Annotated in this window: 24 protein-coding genes; 10 read left to right on the top strand and 14 right to left on the bottom strand. The window is 53.5% G+C overall.

Going from position 1 to position 25,861, the window contains the following annotated elements; translation table 11 throughout:
* Positions 1-63 precede the first annotated feature (63 nt).
* From pepB to trmJ, 10 genes are all read right to left on the bottom strand, one after another.
* Positions 64-1,347, bottom strand: a complete 1,284-nt coding sequence (gene pepB, locus ABVM99_RS13095) for an aminopeptidase PepB (protein WP_000133546.1) — start codon at positions 1,345-1,347, stop codon at positions 64-66.
* Between the two features lie 53 nt (positions 1,348-1,400).
* Positions 1,401-1,601 (bottom strand): Fe-S cluster assembly protein IscX, encoded by a 201-nt coding sequence (iscX, locus tag ABVM99_RS13090; RefSeq protein WP_000523621.1) that lies wholly within the window; start codon positions 1,599-1,601, stop codon positions 1,401-1,403.
* A gap of 11 nt (positions 1,602-1,612) precedes the next feature.
* Positions 1,613-1,948 (bottom strand): ISC system 2Fe-2S type ferredoxin, encoded by a 336-nt coding sequence (gene fdx, locus ABVM99_RS13085; RefSeq protein WP_001124466.1) that lies wholly within the window; start codon positions 1,946-1,948, stop codon positions 1,613-1,615.
* Between the two features lies 1 nt (position 1,949).
* Entirely contained in the window at positions 1,950-3,800 is a 1,851-nt protein-coding gene (gene hscA / locus ABVM99_RS13080) for a Fe-S protein assembly chaperone HscA (protein WP_001196652.1), read from the bottom strand.
* A 12-nt stretch (positions 3,801-3,812) separates the two neighbouring features.
* Positions 3,813-4,328, bottom strand: coding sequence for a co-chaperone HscB (gene hscB / locus ABVM99_RS13075; RefSeq protein ID WP_000384398.1), 516 nt, complete (start codon positions 4,326-4,328; stop codon positions 3,813-3,815).
* Positions 4,329-4,523: 195 nt separating this feature from the next.
* Positions 4,524-4,847, bottom strand: coding sequence for an iron-sulfur cluster assembly protein IscA (gene iscA, locus ABVM99_RS13070; RefSeq protein WP_000028952.1), 324 nt, complete (start codon positions 4,845-4,847; stop codon positions 4,524-4,526).
* Positions 4,848-4,875: 28 nt separating this feature from the next.
* The gene (iscU, locus tag ABVM99_RS13065) at positions 4,876-5,262 is read right to left on the bottom strand and encodes a Fe-S cluster assembly scaffold IscU (protein WP_000331704.1); all 387 of its coding nucleotides are present in this window, start codon (positions 5,260-5,262) and stop codon (positions 4,876-4,878) included.
* Positions 5,263-5,289: 27 nt separating this feature from the next.
* Positions 5,290-6,504, bottom strand: a complete 1,215-nt coding sequence (iscS, locus tag ABVM99_RS13060; protein ID WP_000775263.1) for a cysteine desulfurase — start codon at positions 6,502-6,504, stop codon at positions 5,290-5,292.
* Between the two features lie 180 nt (positions 6,505-6,684).
* On the bottom strand, positions 6,685-7,179 hold the full coding sequence (iscR, locus tag ABVM99_RS13055) for a Fe-S cluster assembly transcriptional regulator IscR (protein WP_001241346.1): 495 nt from the start codon (positions 7,177-7,179) through the stop codon (positions 6,685-6,687).
* A gap of 159 nt (positions 7,180-7,338) precedes the next feature.
* Positions 7,339-8,070 (bottom strand): tRNA (cytosine(32)/uridine(32)-2'-O)-methyltransferase TrmJ, encoded by a 732-nt coding sequence (trmJ, locus tag ABVM99_RS13050; protein ID WP_000940032.1) that lies wholly within the window; start codon positions 8,068-8,070, stop codon positions 7,339-7,341.
* A gap of 118 nt (positions 8,071-8,188) precedes the next feature.
* Between trmJ and suhB the strand changes: the two genes are divergently transcribed.
* The 5 genes from suhB (at position 8,189) to asrC (ending at position 13,086) form a co-directional block, all read left to right on the top strand.
* Complete coding sequence (gene suhB, locus ABVM99_RS13045; RefSeq protein WP_000553467.1) at positions 8,189-8,992, top strand: inositol-1-monophosphatase; 804 nt, start codon at positions 8,189-8,191, stop codon at positions 8,990-8,992.
* Positions 8,993-9,136: 144 nt separating this feature from the next.
* Positions 9,137-10,015: an alpha/beta hydrolase gene (locus tag ABVM99_RS13040; protein ID WP_000174944.1), complete on the top strand. Its 879-nt coding sequence runs from the start codon at positions 9,137-9,139 to the stop codon at positions 10,013-10,015.
* A gap of 181 nt (positions 10,016-10,196) precedes the next feature.
* A complete protein-coding gene (asrA, locus tag ABVM99_RS13035; protein WP_000985209.1) occupies positions 10,197-11,240 on the top strand; it encodes an anaerobic sulfite reductase subunit AsrA in 1,044 nt (347 codons plus the stop codon).
* Positions 11,241-11,243: 3 nt separating this feature from the next.
* A complete protein-coding gene (asrB, locus tag ABVM99_RS13030; RefSeq protein WP_000017587.1) occupies positions 11,244-12,062 on the top strand; it encodes an anaerobic sulfite reductase subunit AsrB in 819 nt (272 codons plus the stop codon).
* 10 nt (positions 12,063-12,072) lie between these two features.
* Positions 12,073-13,086, top strand: coding sequence for a sulfite reductase subunit C (gene asrC / locus ABVM99_RS13025; protein ID WP_000020685.1), 1,014 nt, complete (start codon positions 12,073-12,075; stop codon positions 13,084-13,086).
* Here the strand turns inward: asrC and ABVM99_RS13020 are convergent, their stop codons facing one another.
* Together ABVM99_RS13020 and ABVM99_RS13015 are read right to left on the bottom strand one after the other, a co-directional pair.
* Positions 13,087-14,073 carry a nickel/cobalt transporter gene (locus ABVM99_RS13020; protein ID WP_023195386.1) on the bottom strand — a complete coding sequence of 329 codons (987 nt, stop codon included), beginning with the start codon at positions 14,071-14,073 and terminating at the stop codon, positions 13,087-13,089.
* Positions 14,064-14,702, bottom strand: coding sequence for a DUF1007 family protein (locus tag ABVM99_RS13015; RefSeq protein ID WP_023195387.1), 639 nt, complete (start codon positions 14,700-14,702; stop codon positions 14,064-14,066). Before ABVM99_RS13015 ends, ABVM99_RS13020 begins: the two co-directional genes overlap by 10 nt.
* A gap of 125 nt (positions 14,703-14,827) precedes the next feature.
* Between ABVM99_RS13015 and csiE the strand changes: the two genes are divergently transcribed.
* Positions 14,828-16,105 carry a stationary phase inducible protein CsiE gene (gene csiE / locus ABVM99_RS13010; protein ID WP_000982963.1) on the top strand — a complete coding sequence of 426 codons (1,278 nt, stop codon included), beginning with the start codon at positions 14,828-14,830 and terminating at the stop codon, positions 16,103-16,105.
* Here the strand turns inward: csiE and ABVM99_RS13005 are convergent.
* A complete protein-coding gene (locus ABVM99_RS13005) occupies positions 16,100-17,239 on the bottom strand; it encodes a 3-phenylpropionate MFS transporter (RefSeq protein ID WP_001173729.1) in 1,140 nt (379 codons plus the stop codon). The two genes, csiE and ABVM99_RS13005, sit on opposite strands and share 6 nt — an antisense overlap.
* 195 nt (positions 17,240-17,434) lie before the next feature.
* The gene (glyA, locus tag ABVM99_RS13000) at positions 17,435-18,688 is read right to left on the bottom strand and encodes a serine hydroxymethyltransferase (RefSeq protein ID WP_000919178.1); all 1,254 of its coding nucleotides are present in this window, start codon (positions 18,686-18,688) and stop codon (positions 17,435-17,437) included.
* A gap of 324 nt (positions 18,689-19,012) precedes the next feature.
* Here glyA and hmpA point away from each other — a divergent pair, with 324 nt between their 5' ends.
* From hmpA to cadA, 4 genes are all read left to right on the top strand, one after another.
* Positions 19,013-20,203 carry an NO-inducible flavohemoprotein gene (gene hmpA, locus ABVM99_RS12995; protein WP_023195388.1) on the top strand — a complete coding sequence of 397 codons (1,191 nt, stop codon included), beginning with the start codon at positions 19,013-19,015 and terminating at the stop codon, positions 20,201-20,203.
* A 181-nt stretch (positions 20,204-20,384) separates the two neighbouring features.
* Positions 20,385-21,926, top strand: coding sequence for a lysine decarboxylation/transport transcriptional activator CadC (cadC, locus tag ABVM99_RS12990; protein WP_023195389.1), 1,542 nt, complete (start codon positions 20,385-20,387; stop codon positions 21,924-21,926).
* A 360-nt stretch (positions 21,927-22,286) separates the two neighbouring features.
* Complete coding sequence (cadB, locus tag ABVM99_RS12985; RefSeq protein WP_000100008.1) at positions 22,287-23,618, top strand: cadaverine/lysine antiporter; 1,332 nt, start codon at positions 22,287-22,289, stop codon at positions 23,616-23,618.
* Positions 23,619-23,700: 82 nt separating this feature from the next.
* Positions 23,701-25,845 (top strand): lysine decarboxylase CadA, encoded by a 2,145-nt coding sequence (cadA, locus tag ABVM99_RS12980; protein WP_001100652.1) that lies wholly within the window; start codon positions 23,701-23,703, stop codon positions 25,843-25,845.
* The last annotated feature ends 16 nt before the right edge of the window (positions 25,846-25,861 follow it).

Raw genomic sequence — 25,861 nt, 5'->3', positions numbered from 1 at the left:
CGGCGTCGCCATCAGACAAAATGCCGGGTGGCGCTTCGCTTACCCGGCCTACAAAAACACCGTTCAGGCGGTCAGCAAATTCGCGATGGTGCGCACACCCAGACCGGTTGCCCCGGCAGCCCACTGCTCAACCGGCGCTTTGCGATAAGTGGCGGAACAGTCAATGTGCAGCCAGCCTTCGCGGTAATTTTCAACAAAGTGCGACAGAAAACCCGCGGCGGTGCTTGCCCCAGCGGGATACGCCGCGCTGCCGGTGTTGTTCAGTTCCGCAAAGTTAGACGGCAGCTGGTTACGGTGGAACTCCGCCAGCGGCAGACGCCAGAACGGTTCATTCTCTTGCGCCGCGCTGGTCAGCAAGCGCCCCGCCAGCGTATCGTCAAAACTGAATAGCGCATGGTAGTCGTTACCCAGCGCCGTTTTCGCCGCGCCGGTTAACGTCGCCATATCAATGATTAGCTGCGGGTGTTGCGCGCTGGCGTCAATCAGGCCATCCGCCAGTACCAGTCGCCCTTCCGCATCGGTATTCATGACTTCGACATTCTTACCATTACGGTAGCGAATAATATCGCCCAGTTTAAACGCATTGCCGCTGATCAGATTATCGGCGCAGCACAGGAACAGTTTTACGCGTTTATTCAGCCCACGGGTAATGGCGAACGCCAGCGCGCCTGTTACTGTCGCCGCGCCGCCCATATCGGATTTCATTGAGTCCATAAAAGCGCTTTGTTTGATACTGTAGCCGCCGGAGTCAAAGGTAATACCTTTACCGACCAGGCAGGCATAAACCGGCGCATCTTTGTCTCCCGTCGGGTTGTAATCCAGCGCCAGCAGCACCGGCGGACGCTCAGAACCACGGCCTACGGTATGCAACCCCATATAGTTCTGCTCGCGCAGATCTTCGCCTTTGGTGATACGGTAAGTGACGCTATCGCACGCGACGCTACACAGCAGATCCACCGAGCGCTGCGCCAGTTGCTCCGGCCCAAGCTCTTCCGCCGGAGCATTAATGGTGTCGCGCACCCAGTCAATAATAGTCAGGCGGTTATCCAGCTCCTGACGTTGGGCATCGTCTAAATCCGGCCACATTACGGTACGGACGCCTTTTGGTCCTTTGTAACCCGCCCAGAATGCCCAACAACGCTCGGTATCCCATCCTTCGCCTGTCAGCGCGACCTGTTTTATTCCCAGGCCGTCGATTTTACGCGCCGCACGCTGGATCAACCCCAGATCGTCTTTACCGTTAAGATGCAAGGTAATACCATCGTTATTAATACTGTAAGTGGCTTTATCGCCCCAGCGCGCATCGGCAGGCTGCGTGGAAAGCGTAATTTTCATGGCTTCTGTCATTGTTATTTTCCTTATTAGCAAACGGGCCGCCGTAGGGCAGCCCGTTATTTGACTTACTCTGCTTCATCCAACCAGACTAGCAGAATCGCCTCCAGAATTTTTTCATTGGATGCGTTAGGGTCGTCGTCAAAATCGTCCAGTTCGCAGATCCACTGATGCAGATCGGTGAAACGAACGGTTTTAGGATCGACATCAGGATATGCGTCGTATAACGCTTCGCCGATCTCGCGGCTATCGGTCCACTTGAGTCCCATACTACCCTCTGTTAATGCTCACGCGCATGGTTGATTGTGTAACGTGGAATTTCGATAACCAGATCGTCGTCGGTAACGCGGGCCTGGCAGCTCAGTCGACTTTCCGGCTCCAGCCCCCACGCTTTATCCAGCATATCGTCTTCTTCTTCCGAACTTTCCGGCAAGGAGTCGAAGCCTTCACGTACAATACAGTGACAGGTAGTGCAGGCGCACGATTTCTCACAGGCGTGTTCAATCTCGATGCCGTTGCGCAGCGCAACGTCAAGAATGGTTTCACCGGTCTCAGCTTCCAGAACTGCGCCATCCGGACAAAGATCCTGATGAGGCAGAATAACAATCTTCGGCATGTTAAACCTCGTCTACGGAATGGCCTTTCAACGCGCGACGAACCGACTGGTCCATGCGGCGAGCGGCAAATTCCTGGGTTTGTTTATCTACGTTTTTAATGGCTTGTTCTATGGCGTCAACATCATCGCCTTGTGCGACCGCGCTTAAATGTGCGGCGGCATCATCAATGCATTGACGTTCTGCGGCGCTTAACAGCGCGGCGTCGGCAGTTAGCGCGCCGGTCAAACTTTCCAGCACGCGCGCGGCTTCGACTTTTTGCTCCGCCAGCATACGCGCTTTCACGTCCTGCTCGGCAAAACTCATGGAATCCTTGATCATCGAGGCGATTTCGCTATCGGTCAGGCCATAGGAAGGTTTGACCTGAATGGAGGCCTCGACGCCGGTGGATTTTTCCATTGCGGTGACGCTCAACAGGCCATCGGCGTCTACCTGGAAGGTCACACGAATATGCGCCCCGCCCGCCGGCAGCGGCGGAATCCCGCGCAGCGCAAAGCGCGCCAGCGAGCGGCAGTCCTGCACCAGTTCGCGTTCGCCCTGCATCACATGGATAGACATCGCGGTCTGGCCGTCTTTGAAGGTGGTGAAATCCTGCGCGCGCGCCACCGGGATAGTGGTGTTGCGCGGAATGACTTTTTCCACCAGGCCGCCCATCGTTTCCAGCCCAAGAGAGAGTGGAATCACGTCCAGCAGCAGCATTTCGCTGTCCGGCTTGTTGCCGACCAGAATATCGGCCTGAATCGCTGCGCCAATAGCGACCACTTTATCCGGGTCGATAGCGGTTAACGGTGTGCGGCCAAAAAATTCGCCCACCCGCTCACGAACCAGCGGTACACGGGTCGAACCGCCGACCATGACCACTTCCAGAACGTCCTGGGGATCAACGCCGGCATCTTTCAATGCGCGACGGCAGGCCAATAGCGTGCGCTTAACCAGCGCGGAAATGAGATCGTTAAACTGCTCGCGAGTGATCTCCCCCTGCCAGCCCGCAACGTTAACGCGAACGGTATCGGCATCGCTTAAGGCAATTTTCGCCGCAATCGCGGCATCCAGCAATTCGCGCTGAACGCGATTGTCGCTACGATCGGCAATTCCCGCCTGCTCGCGAATATAGTCCGCCAGCAGATGGTCAAAGTCGTCGCCGCCGAGCGCAGAATCACCGCCCGTCGCCAGCACTTCAAACACCCCGCGGCTCAGGCGTAAGATAGAGATATCGAAGGTACCGCCGCCGAGATCGTAAACAGCAATAACGCCTTCTTTGCCTGAGTCCAGACCGTAGGCAATCGCCGCCGCCGTCGGTTCGTTGAGCAGACGCAGTACATGCAGGCCCGCCAGCCGCGCGGCGTCTTTCGTCCCCTGACGTTGGGCATCATCGAAATAGGCGGGAACGGTAATCACCACGCCATCCAGCTCGCCGGAGAGCGATTCGCTAGCCCGCGCGGCCAGCGCTTTGAGAATATCAGCCGATACGCGTACCGGATTGAGCAATCCAGCCGCCGTGTCAATCATCGGCAGCCCATTAACGCTTGCCTTAAACCGGTAAGGCAGATGCGGATAGCGCGCCTGGATATCCGCCAGCGAGCGTCCCATCATGCGTTTCACAGAGCTGATAGTGTTGGCCGTATCCTGCGCGGCATTGTCACGCGCAGCGTAACCGACCGTATGGCCCTGCTGCTGATAGTGAACCACTGAAGGCAACAGGTGGCGCCCTTCGTGGTCAGGCAGAGTTTCCGCCTGGCCGCTGCGAACCGTCGCAACCAGAGAGTTGGTAGTGCCTAAGTCGATGCCCGCCGCCAGACGACGCTGATGCGGCGCGGCGCTCAGACCAGGCTCACTAATTTGTAATAAGGCCATGTTAGATTCCAGTTAAAAATCGAGCAGCTTTTCTTCGAGTTGTTCTGCGCTGCTTCGCAGTTTATCGAGAAACCGCAGTTTGCGCACCGTATCCGCCGCCGCGTCCCACGCGGCGTTGTCCAACTGTTCCACCATTTGCTGAAGACGAGCATCAAACATCTTTTGTACGCGTTTGATGAAGCTTTCCAGCCGCACGTCGTCTTTTGATTGTTCGATATCGTCCAGCTCTTCGCGAAGCGTGAGTTGTTCCATCAGAAACGCGGTGTCGCGTACCGTATGTTGCTCGCTGGCCAGATCGAACCCGTGTAAGGAAAGCAGATACTCCGCGCGCGTCAAAGGGTGACGCAGCGTTTGCCAGGCCTGGTTGATCGTGGCGGATTGCTGGACGGCGGCAAGCTGCTGCGCCTGAGTGCCGTTGGCAAATTTGTCAGGGTGATACTGGCGTTGCAGATCCTGAAAACGAAGGCTCAGCGCCTGGGTGTCAATCTGATAACGGGCTGGTAAGCCAAAGAGGGTGAAGTAATCCATAACATTCTCAGGGATAGCCTGTCAGAACAAACCCCACACGCAGGCGACCACGGTGGGGTTATACCTTCTTACTTCGCGCCGCAGATGCGTTGTCTGCGCGGGTTCCCCCAGTCATTTACTCAAGTAAGCGCCTGGGGATTCACTCGCTTGCCGCTTTTCTACAGCACGAATGCTCGGTATAACAGCGGAACACGGTTACACGTGGAAGCTTTCGCCGCAACCACACTCATCTTTCACATTCGGGTTGGAGAATTTAAACCCTTCGTTCAGACCTTCTTTTACGAAGTCCAGCTGTGTACCGTCCAGAAATTGCAGGCTCTTGCCGTCAACCACTACCTTAACGCCTTTGTCTTCAAACACGGTGTCTTCCGCCGTTGGCTCGTCAACAAATTCCAGTACATAAGCCATACCTGAGCAGCCGGAGGTTCTCACGCCCAGACGCAGACCAAACCCTTTACCACGGTTGGCCAGGAAGGTATTAACTCGCGCTGCTGCACTGTCGCTAAGTGTAATCGACATAACAAAACCTCAATGTTAACGTTCTATTTTATTTCGCTTCGCGTTTGCTTTTGTAATCCGCAATAGCGGCTTTAATCGCGTCTTCCGCCAGAATAGAGCAGTGAATTTTCACCGGCGGCAGCTCCAGTTCGTCTGCAATGTCGGTGTTTTTAATCGCCTGCGCTTCGTCCAGGGATTTCCCTTTCACCCACTCCGTTACCAGAGAACTGGAGGCAATAGCGGAACCGCAGCCGTAAGTCTTGAAGCGCGCGTCTTCAATGATACCTTCATCGTTAACTTTAATCTGCAACTTCATGACGTCGCCGCAGGCCGGCGCGCCAACCATGCCGCTTCCCACGTTATCGTCGTTGTTGTCAAACGACCCTACGTTACGCGGGTTCTCATAGTGATCGATTACTTTTTCGCTGTAAGCCATTATAAATTCTCCTGATTCCGATACCGATTAATGATGTGCCCATTCGATGCTGTTCAGATCCACACCCTGCTTGTACATTTCCCACAGTGGAGAAAGGTCACGCAGACGGCCAATGGATTTACGTACCAGATCAATGGTGTAGTCGATCTCTTCTTCAGTGGTAAAACGACCTAAAGAGAAACGGATAGAGCTATGCGCCAGCTCGTCATTCATGCCCAACGCGCGCAGCACGTAGGACGGTTCCAGACTGGCGGAGGTGCAGGCGGAACCGGAAGAGACCGCCAGGTCTTTCAGCGCCATGATCAGCGACTCGCCTTCAACGTAGTTAAAGCTCACGTTGAGAATGTTTGGCGCGCCCTGCTCAAGGTCGCCGTTCAGGTAAACTTCTTCAATATCTTTGATGCCGTTCCACAGACGGTTACGCAGACCGCGCAGACGGGCCATTTCGGTCTCCATCTCTTCTTTCGCGATACGGTAAGCTTCGCCCATGCCGACGATCTGGTGGACAGGCAGAGTACCAGAGCGCATACCGCGTTCGTGCCCGCCGCCATGCATCTGCGCTTCAATGCGAATACGCGGCTTACGACGCACATACAGCGCGCCAATGCCTTTCGGGCCATAAATTTTATGACCGGAGAAGGACATCAGATCCACTTTCAGTTGGCTCAGGTCGATAGGCAGTTTGCCCACGCTCTGGGTGGCGTCAACGTGGTAGATGATACCGCGCGCGCGGCACATTTCGCCGATGGTCGCGATATCCTGCACCACGCCGATTTCGTTGTTCACGTGCATGATGGAAACCAGAATGGTGTCGTCACGCATCGCTGCTTCGAGCTCGTTGAGATCGATGATGCCGTTGCGCTGCGGCGCCAGGTAGGTCACTTCAAACCCTTCGCGCTCAAGCTGACGGCAGGTGTCCAGCACCGCTTTGTGCTCGGTCTTGCTGGTGATGATGTGCTTGCCTTTTTTCTGATAAAAGTTGGCAGCGCCTTTGATCGCCAGGTTATCGGACTCCGTCGCCCCTGAGGTAAAGACGATTTCACGCGGGTCGGCGCCGACCAGTTCAGCAATCTGGTTGCGGGCAATATCGACGGCTTCTTCAGCCTGCCAGCCAAAACGGTGTGAACGAGACGCCGGGTTCCCAAAGGTTCCGTCCAGGGTCAGAAACTGCATCATTTTCTCGGCAACACGCGGGTCCACCGGCGTGGTTGCGGAGTAGTCGAGATAAATCGGTAATTTCATTGCTCTTAAACTCCGTACATCACTCAATGCAAGGAATCAGGCAACCGGCTGGATGTACGACCGTGTTGACGGGACGTCCGCGTCCCGGCCTGATTCTGAATTCTTTTTTACGCTTCATCTTTCAGACGACCGCGGCATTCACCGCATGAGGCCGCCAGAAGAGATGGCGTAATATTTTAATTAAGCGCGTAATTTAACGTCGATAGCGTCCTGCGCACGACCGCTGGCGCGCGGCGCGTCATGCGTGTGCTGGCGACCAGACACATCCAGAACTTCCTGGTTATTCACCAGCTCGCCTAAGGTAATATTGTTGAGAAAACCGGTCAGACGATCGCTTAAATCACGCCACAGCGCATGGGTCAGGCATTTATCGCCGCCCTGGCAGCCGCCTTTCCCCTGGCAACGGGTCGCGTCAACGGATTCATCAACCGCGCTGATCACTTCGCCGACCGCGATACTGCCAGCATCTTTACCCAGCAGATAACCGCCGCCCGGCCCGCGTACGCTGGAAACCAGACCGTTTTTACGTAAACGGGAAAATAGCTGTTCCAGATAAGAAAGGGAAATCCCCTGACGTTCAGAAATATCAGCCAACGGTACCGGGCCCGCTTCGGAGTTGAGCGCAACGTCTAACATTGCGGTCACGGCATAACGCCCTTTAGATGTCAGTCTCATGTCTTACTTAACCTCAAACTCGCCCCTGCCCGGGGTTTTTTATTGTAAAATGGGGGTATTGCATAGCAGGGACAAGTCTGACATTCCCGAGTAATTTGGTCAACTATTTACTTGAGTAAATTAGTCAGGTATTTAGCGTTCCGTGCGGCATTAACGCGGTTACTTGCCTTTATTCTGCTGCTCAATAGACGCCAGAATCCCACGCAGAATATTCAACTCCTGGCTTTCCGGGCGGGCGCGGGTAAACAGACGGCGCAATTTATTCATCACCTGCCCCGGATGGTTTTCGCGAATAAAGCCAGTGGAGAGCAACGTCTGCTCCAGATGGCCGTAAAAACGTTCAAGATCGTCCACCAGCGGATACGGCGTCTCTTCATGATCTGCTGCGTCGCCGTTTTCCTGCGTCGCCAGCCAGGCCATACGGACTTCATACGCGATGACCTGTACCGCCATCGCCAGATTCAACGAGCTGTACTCCGGGTTAGCGGCAATCGCGACGTGATAATGGCATTTTTGCAACTCATCGTTAGTCAGCCCGACACGCTCACGACCAAAAACCAGCGCAACCGGCGTATTTGCCGCTTCCGCCACGCTTTTTAAGCCGCACTCGCGCGGATCAAGCATCGGCCACGGCAGAGTGCGGGAACGGGCGCTGGTGCCGACCACCAGGCTACAGCCAGCCAACGCTTCATCCAGCGTATCGACGATCTGCGCATTACCGATCACATCGCTGGCGCCTGCCGCCAGGGCGATGGCCTGGGAGTCCGGTTTCACCAACGGGTTTACCAGCCACAGGTTAGTTAAGCCCATGGTTTTCATAGCGCGAGCCACAGAGCCCATATTGCCGGTGTGGGAGGTTTCCACCAGCACAATTCGAATGTTTTGCAGCATTGTCTTTCTTCAGCTAAAGATTATTCTGACATCTTACCATAAAACCAAGACAGATTCCGATCTCGCTGCTATACTCTGCGCCGTTTTCCCGTTCTTTAACATCCAGTGAGAGAGACCGATGCATCCGATGCTGACCATCGCCGTGCGCGCAGCGCGCAAGGCGGGTAATGTAATTGCCAAAAACTATGAAACTCCGGACGCTGTAGAAGCGAGCCAAAAAGGCAGTAACGATTTTGTGACCAACGTAGATAAGGCCGCTGAAGCGGTAATTATCGACACCATTCGCAAATCTTACCCGCAACACACTATTATCACCGAAGAAAGCGGTGAGCACGTTGGCACAGATCAGGATGTTCAATGGGTTATCGATCCGCTGGATGGCACCACCAACTTCATCAAACGTCTGCCACACTTCGCTGTTTCCATTGCTGTACGCATTAAAGGCCGTACTGAAGTGGCTGTCGTGTACGATCCGATGCGTAACGAACTGTTCACCGCCACCCGCGGTCAGGGCGCGCAGCTGAACGGCTACCGTCTGCGCGGCAGTACCGCTCGCGATCTGGACGGCACTATCCTCGCTACTGGCTTCCCGTTCAAAGCCAAACAATACGCGACCACCTACATTAATATTATCGGCAAGCTGTTCACCGAATGCGCCGATTTCCGCCGCACCGGTTCCGCCGCGCTGGATCTGGCCTATGTGGCTGCAGGTCGTGTCGATGGTTTCTTTGAAATTGGCCTTCGTCCGTGGGATTTCGCCGCGGGCGAACTGCTGGTTCGTGAAGCGGGCGGTATCGTCAGCGATTTCACCGGCGGTCATAACTACATGATGACCGGTAATATCGTGGCGGGGAATCCGCGCGTCGTTAAAGCCATGCTGGCGAATATGCGCGACGAACTGAGCGATGCGCTGAAGCGCTAAGTCTCTTCGGCGGATGGGGCCACTCATCCGCCGTGCCTTTTCAGGCGTTTTTCCTAAACACAGCCTCATCGCTTTACTTGCCTGCATGTTTTTGTACGATCGCTCCCTGCTCCGCTATTGGCATAAAGCGGCAAGGAAGCGAACATGACCCTTCAACATACCCGACGCATCGTCAAATCCCTTTTTATTCTGTTTATCATTGTGGTCTGTATTTACCTGCTACCCCGCGTAGCGATCAATGCCTTTTATTACCCGGACAATAAAGTCTATGGGCCAACCCCTGCCGAAGCTGAATCCATTACCTTTACCGCCAAAGATGGCACGCATCTGCACGGCTGGTTTATTCCCACTGCTTTCGGCAGGCCGGAAAACGCCGTCGCGACGGTGATTCATGTCCATGGCAACGCCGGAAATATGTCGGCGCACTGGCCGTTAGTCAGCTGGCTGCCAGAACGCAACGTAAACCTGTTTATGTTTGATTACCGTGGTTTTGGCGAATCGGAGGGTACCCCATCACAAGAGGGGCTACTGGACGATACGAAAAGCGCGATAGATTATGTGCGGCATCGCGCCGACGTTAACCCCGAGCGCCTGGTACTGCTGGGGCAGAGCCTGGGCGGAAATAATGTGCTGGCCGCCGTAGGCCACTGCGTAGGCTGCGCAAATATGCGCTACGCCGACCAGGCGGGCATACGTGCGATTATCCTCGACTCAACGTTTTTATCCTATTCCTCCATCGCCAACCAGATGATCCCGGGCAGCGGCTATTTGCTTGATGACCGCTATAGCGCGGATCGCAATATCGCCAGCGTCAGCCCCATTCCGGTATTGATTCTTCATGGCACGGCAGACCATGTTATTCCCTGGCAGGACAGTGAGAAATTGTATGCCCTCGCCCGGGAGCCCAAACAAAAAATCTTCATTCCTGACGGCGATCACATTGATGCTTTTTCCGGACGTTATGCAAACCTTTACCGTGATGCAATGATTAAATTTATTCAGACCGCGCTATCCGCTAAATAGCGCGACGCTGTATATATGCATATTTTATGATTAAGAATATATTTATTATACCGATAGTAAAAACCATTTTTTCCCGTTAGCGAAGGCGATGGATTAGCGCTAGCGTAACAGTAATATTCAACTGATTTTTATAACAATTTATTTTCATTTGTTTTTCCTGAATATTACTGTGGAGTATGTGATGGCTATCAAAATTACGCCTGACGAGTTTAGTTTGCTTATCCAGCGATTAAACAAAAAATGGCGCGTGTTTGCCCCGTCCGCAGAGTTTCGCGGCGGACGTTTTTCCGACACTGACAACATTATTTATCAACGGATTAGCGGCTGGCGCGATCTCATCTGGCACGAGAAATCGCACATGTCGCCGAATACCATTATCGCCCCTATCACCGAAACGCTCTTTTATTTCGATAAAGACACCATTCAAATTGCCGAGACAGACACTTCCCCGATAATCATCTTTGCCCGCGCCTGCGACATTAACGCCATGTCGCGGCTGGATTATATGTATTTATCAAATGGGAATAATTCCGATTACAGTTATCAACTGCTACGGGAGCATATTCGTTTCGTCCTTATTGAGTGTGAAGAAAGCTTCGAAAATTGTTTCTGCGTCTCAATGGGTACTAATAAAACTGACTGTTATAGCGCCGCCATGCGTTTTAGCGATGAGGGCGCGCTTGTCAGCATCCGCGATCCCTTTATCGAGGCGGCGATACAAGGTCTGGGGCAGGAGGCTGACTATACCCCCTCTTTCGTCAGCGAAAACCGGGAAACCGTCGTCACGCCGGACAGCGTTTGCCGCGATCCGCAAAAAATTCGCGACATTCTCACCCGCCACCCGCTATGGGACGCTTACGACAGCCGCTGCATCAGTTGTGGCCGCTGCACTACCGGGTGCCCAACCTGTACCTGCTATAGCGTCTTTGACGTCGCCTATGATGAAAATCCGCAGCGCGGCGAACGCCGTCGCCAGTGGGCAAGCTGCATGGTGCCGGGCTTTAGCGACATGGCCGGCGGTCATGGTTTTCGCGAAAAACCCGGCGAGCGTCTGCGCTACCGCGCCCTGCATAAGGTCAATGACTACAAAGCGCGCAACGGCATTGAACATATGTGCGTCGGCTGCGGCCGCTGCGACGATCGCTGCCCGCAATACATCAAATTTTCTTTGATTATCAATAAAATGACCGCTGCCGTTCGGCAGGCGCTGGCAGAGGAGGCATAACGCATGTCACATTGTTCCTGTCATGATAAACCGCAGCACAGTTTGCTGCCTGCGGCGTACCGCATCCTCAGTATTACTCGCCACACGCCGCTGGAGTGGAATTTCCGCGTGGCCGTCGATTTTCCCGCGCACTGGGGGCAATTTGTTGAGGTGTCGCTGCCGCGCGTCGGCGAAGCGCCCATCTCCGTTTCCGACTATGGCGACGGCTGGATAGATCTGCTGATTCGTAATGTCGGAAAAGTGACCAGCGCCCTCTTTACGCTGAAAGAAGGCGACAACGTGTGGCTACGCGGCTGCTATGGCAATGGCTATCCGGTCGATACGCTGCGCCATAAACCCTTACTGGTTGTCGCAGGCGGCACGGGCGTCGCGCCGGTGAAAGGCTTAATGCGCTATTTCGTTGAGAATCCCCAGGAAATTGGTCAACTGGATATGATTCTCGGCTATAAAAATCGCGATTGCGTGCTGTACAAAGAAGAAATGGCGACGTGGCGCGGCAAACATAATCTGGTGCTCACGCTGGATGAAGGCGAGGCTGATGACCGTTACCAGATTGGCCGGGTGACCGATCGGCTTGCCGACATGACGCTTAGCGATATCGACACCATGCAGGCCATCGTCGTTGGGCCGCCAATAATGATTACCTTTACCGTAAAAATGCTGCTGCAAAAAGGGCTCAAGCCGGAGCAAATTTGGGTGGACTACGAACGCCGGATGGCCTGCTCCGTCGGGAAGTGCGGCCACTGCCGTATGGGCGAAGTGTATGTCTGCACCGACGGCCCGATATTTAACTACGCCGTCGCGCAACGTTTTGCCGATTAAGGAGAACATCATGAGCATTGATATTGATATCATTAAAGCCCGTGCGAAAAACGAATATCGCCTGTCAAAAGTGCGCGGCGAAGCCATGATCAGCGTCCGCATTCCCGGCGGTATTTTGCCCGCGCATTTGCTAACGGTGGCGCGTGACATCGCCGAAACCTGGGGCAACGGACAAATTCACCTCACTACCCGCCAGAAGCTGGCGATGCCGGGTATCCGTTACGAAGATATCGACAACGTGAACGCCGCGCTGGAGCCGTTTCTTCGCGAGATTGAAATAGAACTGTGCGACGTCCAGGTTGAGGATACCAAAGCGGGCTATCTCGCTATTGGCGGGCGAAATATTGTCGCCTGTCAGGGGAACCGCATTTGCCAGAAAGCCAACACTGACACGACCGGTCTGTCCCGTCGTCTTGAAAAACTGGTCTATCCCAGCCCTTATCATCTCAAAACGGTCATCGTCGGCTGCCCGAATGATTGCGCGAAGGCGTCAATGGCCGATCTGGGAATTATTGGCGTGGCGAAAATGCGCTTCACTGCCGATCGTTGTATCGGCTGCGGCGCCTGCGTGAAGGCCTGTAGTCACCACGCGGTAGGCTGCCTGGCGCTGAAGAACGGCAAAGCGGTCAAAGAAGAGTCCGCCTGTATCGGCTGCGGCGAGTGCGTGCTGGCCTGTCCGACGCTGGCCTGGCAACGTAAGCCGGATCAGCTCTGGCAAGTCCGTCTGGGCGGACGCACCAGTAAAAAGACGCCGCGCGTCGGCAAGCTCTTCCTCAACTGGGTGACTGAAGATGTGATAAAGCAGGTGATCGTTAACCTGTATGAATTTGAAAAAGAGATGCTCGGCGGAAAACCGATCTATCTACATATGGGCCATCTGATCGACAAAGGCGGCTACCTGCGTTTTAAAGAACGGGTACTGCGCGGCGTTCAGCTCAATCCGGAAGCGATGGTCGCCGAACGCATTTACTGGGCCGAAGACGAATCCGTCGCGCGGATGCATCTCAAACCCGCCGGGCACTAATCAACCACGCCATGGCCGCAGCCCGCCCACAGGCTGCGGCACGCTAAACCACATGACCAGCGCCGCGACAAGCAGTATGACCCCTCCGGCCAGCGCCAGCGTTGACCAGCCTACCTGCCGCCATAACGCCGGCGCTTCGTTTCCACTGAGCTTCACCGCCAGAGCACGAAAAGTGTGTACCAGCAGCGCCAGCGAGGTAATCGTTAGCGAGGTTCCCGCCGCCATTGCCAGTACCGACGCCATTCCCCAGCTAAAAACGCCAATCACTTTACTGAATAACAGCACCATTATCGCGCCGGAACAGGGCCGCATCCCCATAGACAGTACGATCATGAGTCGCGCGCGCCAGTCATCGCCGCTATGCAATTGTTCCTGCGTCGGTAGATGCTGATGTCCGCAGCCGCATTTTTCATGGTGAACATGGCGCGGCGTAAAAGCGATAAAGACAGGTTTACGTAGCAGCGCGCGTAACCTTTTTATCGCCCGCCAGCACAGCAAGATGCCCAGCCCGCCAACTAACGCATAGCTCCCCTTTTCCAGCCAGAAACCACTCAGATGGAGCTGCCTGGCCGGAAGTTGCAATACGGTCAGCACGCCCACCACCAACCCGATAGCCACGAGCCCCTGCAATAACGCGGCGGCGAGGGTTAACACGATACTCGATTTCAGCTTCGAAGGATGCGTCGCCAGCCATGTCGCGATCACCACTTTGCCGTGTCCCGGCCCCAGCGCATGAAGCACGCCATACATAAAACTCAGCAGAAGCAACGATCCGCCCGCCCGCTCAGGATGCGTCGCCACCGCGTTAAGCAGCGCGCTCAACTGCTGATTTACGTCCCGCTGCCAAAGAGCGCTTTTCAACATCACCTGCGGCCAGGCCTGCCATATCCACAGACCGCCAACCAGCATCAGCAGCAGGAATAACACCAGTGGCCACAGCGAGAGCCAGCGTCGCCCCGGAGCGCGTTGAGAAAAAATTACTGACATTGCAAGGTCACCGTTTGGGCAAACTGTTTACCTAAATCCATATCCTCCGGCGGCGCGTCCTCTTTATCCAGCGACTGGGCGAAACGTAGCGTCTCTTCGCCGGGCGCAGGAGTATAAACCTGAATCCGACACTTTTCGCGCAGCGGTTCCGGCATCGTGATATCGCTGTCCTGGTCATAATGCATATCGACATAATAAGAGGGATCAAACGTTGAAAAGGTATAAGTCTGTCCGCTTAACGGCTGCAGTTCAGCCAGCGGCAGCGTAAAGGTCAATACCGCCTGATGCGCGTCACGCGTCATACCGTATTCTGTCGGCCTGTTTTTAAACTTCACTTTCGCGCCATTGCGCCACACTTCTGTAAAGTAGTGCTGCCCAAGTACGTTAGCCATCACTTCCGCCGCCAACTTTTTCCATATTTCTGACCCCGGCGCCGCGTTTCCGGCGTCATACAGCAGATCTGCGGACGTCAGCGCGTCCATTGTCCAGCGCATTTTTAACGCCACAAATTGCTCATTTTCACTGACCACCTGCGTTTGCAGACGGATGAAGCTGTGCGGATGCGCCGCCGCCACGAAAGATAAAACGGCAAGAAATAGTGTTAAGGCGCTGCGTTTCACTGGCTTCATCTGTTCCTCGCGATAAAAATTCTGTGACGTTCCTCAGCATTCCTGGCCTAAAAGCACGCTTATCACATTTTTCACGCGCAAACTTTAGCTATCCTTACCAGACAAACTAACGGGAGACCTGACAGATGATGCCGACAATTGCCCCACCATCTGTACTTTCCGCTCCCCAGCGCCGCTGTCAGGTATTGCTGACGCTTTTCCAGCCGGAGCCAATTGCCACGGTGGAAATCTTCAGCGCGCTTAATGGCGTTGATGATGATACTGCCCGTGAGGATATCACTGAGACAAGCCTGGAGATCCAGCGCTATCATCGCCTTGCCATCACAACATGCCAGAACGGTTGCTATCGGATCGAAGGTACAGCACTCGATCAGCGCCTTTGCCTTTTACACTGGCTCAGGCGCGGCCTGCGTTTATGCCCGACCTTCGTCACGCAACAGTTTACCCCGGCCTTAAAAAACGCGCTAAAGCAGCGCGGTATCGCGCGTCCGCTGTATGACGATATTAATCTGCACGCGCTCATCAATCTGTGCGCCCGCCGGTTGCAAAAACCATTTGAACATCGCGACGTGCAGTTCCTGCGTCTCTTTTTACAGTATTGTCTGCTACAACACCATGCCGGCATCACCCCGGAGTTCAACCCTGTACAGCAGATTTGGGCGCAGTCGTGCGCGGAATATCCACTCGCCCAGGAAATTGGTCGTCACTGGCAGCGCCACGTGATGCAGGCCGCACCGCTCAATGAAGCGCTGTTTATGGCGTTACTGTTTTCAATGATTCGCCTCCCCGACCCGATTCGCGACACGCATCAACGGGCGCAGCAACTGCGACTGGAGGTGGCGCGGCTGGTGCTGCGCTTTCGAGAGAAAGGGAACGTACGCTTCAGCGACGAACAAGGGCTTAACGATCAGCTGTATGTCCATCTCGCCCAGGCGCTGAACCGAAGTTTATTCACGATTGGCATCGATAATACGCTTCCGGAAGAGTTCAACCGTCTTTATCCGCGTCTGGTTCGCACCACACGTGAGGCGCTCGCCGGGTTTGAAGCCGAATATGGTATCCACTTTTCCGAGGAAGAGACGGGGCTGGTGGCAGTGATTTTCGGCGCCTGGCTAATGCAGGATAACGATTTGCATGAGAGACAGATCGTATTGTTAGCGGATAAAAATGATGCGCTGGAGACGCATATTGAGCAGCAACTGCGTGAACTGACCTTATTGCCGCTGAATATCAGACGGATATCGCTCCAGGCGTTTCAAAAAGAGGGATGCCCGCGCGGCGTAGCGCTGATTGTTACCCCTTACGCCACGCCGCTACCGCTCTTCTCACCGCCATTAATTCATGCGGATCGCACCCTCACAGAGCACCAGCAGCAGCAGATCCGCAAGATCCTGGAATCATGACGCGGCAACCACTTTGGGCCGAAGGAAGATAGCGGGCAATGCCACCAGCGCCATAATCCAGAATACGCCGCCGCCCAGATGTTGATACAGAAAACCGGCAAATACCGTCATAATCGCGATACTGCCGCCCATCGCCACAGCGGAATAGACGGCCTGCAAACGAATCACCTCGCTTCCCTGACGCGCAGCGATATAGCGCATGGCGGCCAGATGGCAAACGGTAAACGTGCCACAGTGCAGGATTTGTATCACAATCAGCCACGGCAACGCCGTACTCCAGCCCATCAGTCCCCAGCGTACCACCCCGCACACAGCGGAAAGCAACAGCAAGTCGCGGGCGCTAAACCGGCGAAATAGCTTTTTACTCAGGGCGAAAATGATCACTTCCGCCACCACGCCCAACGACCATAAATAGCCGACCGCCGATGCTGAATAGCCAGCCCCCTGCCAGTAGATGGCGCTAAAACCGTAGTAGGCGGCGTGCGCCCCTTGCAGCAAACAGACGCAGGCGAGAAAACGCCAACTTTGTGCCACCAGCGTACGCCAGGCGGGCCAGCCTGCGCTCTCCTGCTGACGGCTTTCCCCTTGCGGCGGCACGCTGGGACGTAACAACATACCCAGCAACATCGAGGCGACGCCGAGCGTCAGTAGCGCCAGAATCGCCTGGTAATCGTATAAACTCACCAGCTTACCGGTCAGCGCCGACCCTATCACGAAGGCGATGGACCCCCACAGCCGCACCCGACCATAGTCCAGGGTAATTTGCTTTTGCCAGGTATTGGCCAGTGCATCGGTCAGCGGCACCAGTGGTGAAAAGAAGAGGTTAAACCCAACCATCACCACCATTAGCCACGCGACATGCGTTCCTGCCCAAAATGCCAGCGCAAATACCAGCGTCAGCAATGCCAGTACGCGCAGCGCGGAGATCAACCGCGAAGGATCGCTTACGCGAGGCGCAATGAGCAGACTACCGAGAAAACGCGCGACCAGACCCACGCCCAGAAGAAGACCGATGGTTTCCGGCGTTAGCCCAAGACCTTTGAGCCAGACGCTCCAGAAGGGCAGAAAAATACCGTAACTAAAGAAGTAGGTGAAATAACTGAGCGCCAGCCAGCGCGTGGAATGCAATGCCATGATTCCCTCCCGTTTGGAGGCGATAGTCTGGCGGTAAACGGTTGCGCTGGCAAGGGTAACATAAGGTTAACAGGCGGAGGGAGAAGTTCAAACGGCAACGCCGCCGGATAATGACTTCCGGCGGCGTCACGTTATGGCGCATAAGTAATGCCCGACAGACGCAGCGCCATCGGGACATTTACACAACACAAACGCTTACGCGTAAACCGGGAAGCGGGCGCAGATATCCAGTACTTTCGCTTTCACGCGTTCAATGGTGGCTTCATCATTGATGTTGTCCAGCACGTCACACATCCAGCCAGCCAGCTCTTTCACTTCCGCTTCTTTGAAGCCGCGACGAGTGACCGCCGGAGAACCGATACGGATACCGGAAGTCACGAACGGGCTCTTCGGATCGTTCGGCACGCTGTTTTTGTTCACCGTGATGTTAGCACGGCCCAGCGCGGCGTCAGCTTCTTTACCGGTCAGGTTTTTATCCACCAGGTCCAGCAGGAACAGGTGGTTCTCAGTGCCGCCAGACACCACTTTGTAGCCGCGGTTCAGGAACACTTCTACCATCGCTTTGGCGTTTTTCGCCACCTGCTGCTGGTAAACTTTGAACTCCGGCTCCATCGCTTCTTTCAGTGCTACCGCTTTACCGGCGATCACGTGCATCAGCGGGCCGCCCTGCGCGCTTGGGAAGACGGCGGAGTTCAGTTTTTTGTACAGCTCTTCATCGCCGCCCTTCGCCAGGATCAGGCCGCCGCGCGGACCCGCCAGGGTTTTGTGGGTGGTGGTGGTGACAACGTGAGCGTGCGGAACCGGGTTCGGGTAAACGCCTGCGGCAATCAGGCCCGCCACGTGCGCCATGTCGACAAACAGGTATGCGCCGATGCTGTCAGCGATTTCACGCATTTTTGCCCAGTCAACCACGCCGGAGTAGGCAGAGAAGCCACCGATAATCATCTTCGGCTTGTGCTCTTTGGCCAGCTTCGCCATCTCGTCATAGTCAATTTTACCGGACTCATCGATACCGTAAGGTACGATGTTGTACAGTTTACCGGAGAAGTTAACCGGGGAGCCGTGAGTCAGGTGACCACCCTGCGCCAGGTTCATACCCAGAACGGTGTCGCCCGGCTGCAGCAGCGCGGTGTAAACAGCGAAGTTAGCCTGAGAACCGGAGTGCGGCTGCACGTTAGCGTAGTCAGCGCCGAACAGTTCTTTCGCGCGGTCGATAGCCAGTTGCTCTACGACATCAACGTATTCGCAACCGCCGTAGTAGCGCTTGCCCGGATAACCTTCAGCGTATTTGTTGGTCAGCTGAGACCCCTGCGCCTGCATCACGCGCGGGCTGGTGTAGTTTTCGGAGGCGATCAGTTCGATGTGCTCTTCCTGACGTACTTTTTCCTGCTCCATAGCCTGCCACAACTCGGCATCATAATCGGCAATGTTCATTTCACGCTTTAACATCCGCATCTCCTGACTCAGCTAACAATAAAATTTGTGCCTGAAAAGGCAGTCCGTGGGACTTCGGCCAACAGTATAACCGAATCATTCTTCGATAACAGGTCTTGACAAAGGTTTTTACGCAAACGATTACCTATGCGTCAGATAAGGGTTTCCTGAACGAGAGCCTGACGAATTTCAACGGATTTCTTTTCAGCTTTGTGATGCAGATTTTTCACGTTGTTACATCCATAACGTAAAGCAGAGAAGATCCATTTACAATGCAAGGGTATTTTTATAAGATGCATTTGATATACATCATTAGATTTTCACATAAAGGAAGCACGTATGCTTGACGCACAAACCATCGCTACAGTAAAGGCCACCATTCCCCTGCTGGTTGAAACAGGACCGAAACTGACCGCCCACTTCTACGACCGTATGTTTACGCATAACCCGGAGCTCAAAGAAATCTTCAATATGAGCAACCAGCGTAACGGCGATCAGCGCGAAGCCCTGTTTAATGCTATCGCGGCCTACGCCAGCAATATCGAAAATTTACCGGCGTTGCTGCCGGCGGTAGAAAAAATCGCGCAGAAGCACACCAGCTTCCAGATTAAGCCGGAGCAGTACAACATCGTCGGGACGCATCTGCTGGCGACGCTGGACGAAATGTTCAACCCAGGCCAGGAAGTGCTGGACGCGTGGGGCAAAGCCTATGGCGTACTGGCTAACGTCTTTATTCATCGGGAAGCCGAGATTTATCACGAGAACGCCAGCAAAGACGGCGGCTGGGAAGGCACGCGCCCCTTCCGCATCGTTGCGAAAACCCCGCGTAGCGCACTGATCACCAGCTTTGAGTTTGAACCGGTCGACGGCGGTACGGTGGCGGAATACCGTCCCGGGCAGTATCTGGGTGTCTGGCTGAAGCCGGAAGGTTTTGCGCATCAGGAGATCCGCCAATATTCACTGACCCGTAAACCCGATGGCAAAGGGTACCGGATTGCCGTGAAGCGTGAAGACGGCGGCCAGGTATCAAACTGGTTACACAATCACGCCAGCGTAGGCGATGTGGTGCATCTGGCTGCGCCGGCAGGTGACTTCTTTATGAATGTCGCCGCTGATACCCCCGTTTCGCTGATTTCCGCTGGCGTCGGCCAGACGCCGATGTTGGCGATGCTCGATACGCTGGCGAAAGGACAGCATACCGCGCAGGTGAACTGGTTCCACGCGGCGGAGAACGGCGACGTTCATGCGTTTGCCGACGAAGTGAGCGAGCTGGGCCGTACACTGCCGCGTTTCACTGCCCATACCTGGTACCGCGAGCCGACCGAGGCCGATCACGCCCAACGCCTCTTCGACAGCGAAGGGCTGATGGATTTAAGCAAACTGGAAGCCGCGATCAGCGATCCGGCAATGCAGTTCTATCTTTGCGGCCCGGTAGGCTTTATGCAGTTTGCCGCAAAACAACTGGTTTCCCTTGGCGTGAATCACGAAAACATTCATTACGAATGCTTCGGCCCGCATAAAGTGCTGTAATTGCAAGAAATCCTCTGAAAAAACGGGCGTTATCGTTAAGGCGAACGCCCGTTTTCCTCCCCGTTCCCCTGCTTATTGCGCTGCTTTTTATGCCTTTCTTTTACAAAAAAGGGGAATAAAAAAAGTCTGTGCAAATCGTGTTATTATTAACGTTTGACTTAGCTCGTTAGGGCATCTTTTTATGCAGCAACCTGTTGTACGCATTGGAGAGTGGCTGGTTACACCTTCTGTTAATCAGATCAGTCGTCAGGGACGCCAGATTACTCTTGAACCACGGCTGATCGATCTTCTGATGTATTTTGCGCATCATCCGGATGAAGTGTTAAGCCGGGATAACATTATTGATCATGTCTGGATGCGCACCATCGTGACCAACCATGTTGTCACCCAAAGCATTTCTGAACTACGCAAATCATTAAGAGATGGCGGAGACAGCAATGCTGAATACATCGTTACCGTACCTAAACGCGGCTATAAGCTGACGGCGCCGGTTATCTGGTGCGAAGAAAATAGCGATGAGATCGATAATTCATCAACGTCGCCGCCGCCGATCGCAGCGACGAATGCAGAACCGACGGAGGGGGTTACTGCCGCTACGCCTGTGCCGCCCGCCTCTTTGCAAACGCCGACTAAAAAGGCGAAAAAGCCGCGTATCGCCGCTTTCTGGACGTGGGTAATGTTCCTACTCTCGCTGGCAACGCTGGTGGTGTTTATCGTGATGTCGGTGGTAGATCATAATGCCGCGGTAACAAAAACGCGGTTATTACTTAACCCACGAGATATAGATGTTCGTTTTGAAGGCGGCAATTCCTGTAATAACTGGGTCTCGCAGGAGTCCTACGCCATCGGTCTGGGCGGCTTAATCACCGACCTGCTGAACACCTACTCGACCTTTATGGTGCACGATAAAACCAATTACCGGGTCAATGAGCCAAGCAGCTCCGGTAAGACGTTAACCATTCAGTTTGTCAATCAGCGCCACTATCGGGCGCAGCAGTGCTTTATGTCTGTGGTGCTCATTGATAACGCCGATGGTTCAACCATGCTGGATAAGCGTTATTTCGTCACCAATACTAACCAGTTGTCCATCCAGGATGATCTGTTTAATAGCCTGTCTTTCGTTTTAACACAGCCCTGGCCTAATCGTATGCGAGAACAACTGGCCCTGTTCAGAACGCCGCAAAATACTGCGCTGATGCGTTTTTATGAGGCGCGCCAGCTTATTCTGAGCGGCGATGCGCAGGCGCTAGGTAAAGCCAGCGATATTCTGAATGGCATTATTAAGGAAACGCCTGATTTCAACTATGCCTATGAATATAAAGTGCTGGTAGATGTATTACGGCAATCACAACAGCCGTTTGATAAAGAACAAGTGGCCGCACTGAACGAAGAGTTTAAACAAATAGATCAAATTCCGGGCGTTGAGAAAACGTCTGTTTATTATAAAATCAAGACCGTCGATCTGTTAGGCAAAGGTGATATCGATGCAGCGTATGAGGAAATCAATAAAAGCATCGAGCTTGAAATGTCGTGGTTTAACTATGTCCTGTTGGGGAAAGTTTACGAAATGAAAGGTGAGAATCGTCTGGCCGCTGATGCCTATCTGACCGCCTTTAATTTACGTCCAGGTGAAAACACTCTGTACTGGATCGAGAACGGCGTATTTCAGACATCCGTTCAGAAAATTGTCCCTTATCTGAATAGTTTTCTGGCAGAAGATTAAATTTAACGCTGAACCATGACAAATAAAAGCGAAAAGATATTAAATTTTTCGCTTTTATTTTGTGAAAAACATGTTGCCAAAAATAGCTTATGTTAATTTTGGCAACATGTTCATCGCAAAGATATGTAAATATAACTCTTTGTAATTAAACGATATTTATCCTTTCATGATATTTTTCATGATATTTATATGTTAATTCAAAAAAATCAATCTATCAGTTTTTTCATGTTTGTGTTTATTTCACTTTTTCTTTAGGACTTATCTCAACCCATTCGTTAATCTTGTCGACAGTTGAACGGGCACGCAGCATATATGAAGCATAAGCCCGGTTCTTAAAAATACAGCTCAGGAGAAATGAACATGAGTTCTGTCAAAAAGATCGGGCTATTTGCCTGTACTGGCGTCGTTGCCGGTAATATGATGGGGAGCGGGATTGCATTATTACCCGCCAACCTTGCCAGTATTGGTGGCATTGCCATCTGGGGCTGGGTAATTTCTATTATTGGGGCAATGTCGCTGGCTTATGTTTATGCGAGGCTGGCAACCAAAAACCCGCAACAGGGTGGCCCTATCGCTTATGCTGGGGAAATATCTCCGGCGTTTGGTTTCCAGACCGGCGTTCTTTATTATCACGCAAACTGGATTGGTAACTTAGCCATCGGTATTACCGCTGTTTCTTATCTTTCTACATTCTTCCCGGCATTAAATAATCCAATACCGGCAGGTATTGCCTGTATTGCTATCGTCTGGCTGTTCACCTTTATTAATATGCTGGGCGGGGCCTGGGTCAGCCGCTTAACAACGATTGGCCTATTCCTGGTGCTGATCCCGGTAGTCTTGACCGCAGTCGCCGGCTGGCATTGGTTCGATATCGCGACCTATCACGCGAACTGGAACACGTCTACGACGACCGACTCTCACGCCATTGTTAAAAGTATTCTGCTCTGCCTGTGGGCGTTCGTTGGCGTTGAGTCTGCCGCCGTCAGCACCGGCATGGTGAAAAACCCGAAACGCACCGTACCGCTGGCAACCATGCTGGGTACCGCGCTGGCAGGCATCATCTATATCGCTGCGACTCAGGTTATCGCCGGGATGTTCCCAGCTTCCGTTATGGCCTCTTCCGGCGCGCCGTTCGCTATCAGTACCTCCACGATTCTGGGTGGCTGGGCTGCGCCGCTGGTTTCCGCCTTTACCGCTTTCGCCTGCCTGACGTCTCTGGGCTCCTGGATGATGCTGGTCGGCCAGGCTGGGGTTCGCGCCGCCAACGACGGCAACTTCCCGAAAATTTACGGCGAAATGGATAAAAACGGTATTCCGAAAAAAGGTCTGCTGTTGGCTGCGGTGAAAATGACGGCGCTGATGATTCTGATCACCATCATGAACTCCAGCGGCGGTAAAGCGTCCGACCTGTTCGGCGAACTGACCGGGATTGCCGTACTGCTTACCATGCTGCCGTACTTCTACTCCTGTGTTGACCTGATTCGCTTCGAAGGGTTCAACATCCGTAACTCGGTAAGCCTGATTTGTTCTGTACTGGGCTGCGCATTTTGCTTCATCGCACTGATGGGCGCCAGCTCCTTCGAACTCTCCGGCACCTTTATCGTCAGTCTGATCATCCTGATGTTCTACGGTCGCAAAATGCACCAGCGCCAGAACAACGACAGCGACAACAATACGGCTGAAGCGCTTTAACCGCTAACTCCTTTTTCTCAAAGCCCCTTTCGTCACCTGCTATAGCGTAGCGGGAGGGGCCCACTTTACCAGGAACAAGACTATGAACGTTATTGCTATCATGAACCACATGGGCGTCTACTTTAAAGAAGAGCCTATTCGTGAACTGCATCGTGCACTGGAAGGTTTAAATTTCCGTATCGTCTATCCAAACGACCGAGAAGACCTGCTGAAGCTGATTGAAAATAACTCCCGCCTTTGCGGCGTCATTTTCGACTGGGATAAATATAACCTTGAGCTTTGCGAAGAGATTAGCAAGCTGAACGAGTATATGCCGCTGTACGCCTTCGCCAACAGCTACTCTACGCTGGACGTCAGCCTCAACGATCTGAGAATGCAGGTTCGCTTCTTTGAATATGCTTTAGGCGCCGCAGCCGATATCGCGGCGAAAATTCGCCAGAATACCGATGAATACATCGACAATATTCTGCCGCCGCTGACAAAAGCACTGTTCAAATATGTGCGCGAAGGGAAATATACTTTCTGTACGCCTGGCCACATGGGCGGGACCGCTTTCCAGAAAAGCCCCGTCGGCAGCATCTTTTATGATTTCTTCGGCCCGAACACGATGAAATCCGATATTTCGATTTCCGTTTCCGAACTGGGTTCGCTGCTGGACCACTCCGGCCCGCATAAAGAAGCGGAAGAGTATATCGCCCGCGTCTTTAACGCCGAACGTAGCTACATGGTGACGAACGGCACCTCTACGGCGAACAAAATCGTCGGTATGTACTCCGCGCCGGCAGGCAGCACGGTACTGATTGACCGTAACTGCCATAAATCGCTGACCCATCTGATGATGATGAGCGACATTACGCCGATTTATTTCCGCCCAACCCGTAACGCCTACGGTATTCTTGGCGGTATCCCGCAAAGCGAGTTCCAGCACGCCACTATCGCTAAACGGGTAAAAGAGACGCCTAACGCAACCTGGCCGGTCCATGCTGTTATTACTAACTCAACCTATGACGGTCTGTTGTATAACACTGACTACATCAAGAAAACTCTGGATGTGAAGTCCATTCATTTTGACTCCGCCTGGGTGCCTTATACCAATTTCTCCCCTATTTATCAGGGTAAATGCGGTATGAGCGGCGACCGTGTAGAAGGCAAAATCATTTATGAAACCCAGTCCACGCATAAACTGCTGGCGGCGTTTTCACAGGCATCCATGATTCATGTTAAAGGCGACATTAACGAAGAAACCTTTAACGAAGCCTACATGATGCATACCACCACTTCTCCGCACTACGGTATCGTAGCGTCTACTGAAACCGCAGCGGCGATGATGAAAGGTAATGCGGGTAAACGCCTGATTAACGGCTCTATTGAACGTGCGATTAAATTCCGTAAAGAAATTAAACGTCTGAAAAGCGAATCTGACGGCTGGTTCTTTGACGTATGGCAGCCGGAACATATCGATGGGGCTGAGTGCTGGCCGCTGCGTTCAGATAGCGCATGGCATGGCTTCAAAAATATCGATAACGAACACATGTACCTCGACCCGATCAAAGTCACTATCCTGACGCCGGGGATGAAGAAAGACGGTACGATGGATGAGTTCGGTATTCCGGCAAGTCTGGTCGCCAAATATCTCGATGAACGCGGCATCATCGTAGAAAAAACCGGTCCATACAACCTGCTGTTCCTGTTCAGCATTGGTATCGACAAAACCAAAGCTCTGAGCCTGCTGCGCGCGCTCACTGAATTTAAACGCGCCTTTGACCTGAACCTGCGCGTCAAAAACATTCTGCCTGCACTGTACCGCGAAGCGCCTGAGTTTTATGAAAATATGCGCATCCAGGAACTGGCGCAGAATATTCATAAACTGGTCGAACATCATAATCTGCCGGACTTAATGTACCGTGCGTTTGAAGTGCTGCCGAAAATGGTGATGACGCCGTATACTGCGTTCCAGAAAGAGCTGCATGGCGAAACGGAAGAGGTGTATCTTGAAGAGATGGTTGGACGCGTCAACGCCAACATGATCCTTCCTTACCCTCCGGGAGTGCCGCTGGTGATGCCTGGTGAAATGATCACTGAGGAAAGCCGTCCGGTACTGGAATTCCTGCAAATGCTGTGCGAAATCGGCGCTCACTATCCGGGCTTCGAAACAGATATCCACGGCGCCTATCGTCAGGCAGACGGACGTTACACCGTTAAGGTGCTGAAAGAAAATACGAAATAAGTACCAAAGGGAAGTG

This window comes from Salmonella sp. SJTUF15591 (assembly GCF_043356435.1).
GTDB classification, from domain to species: Bacteria; Pseudomonadota; Gammaproteobacteria; order Enterobacterales; family Enterobacteriaceae; genus Salmonella; species Salmonella enterica.
This window is presented reverse-complemented; position numbering and strand designations above follow the sequence as displayed.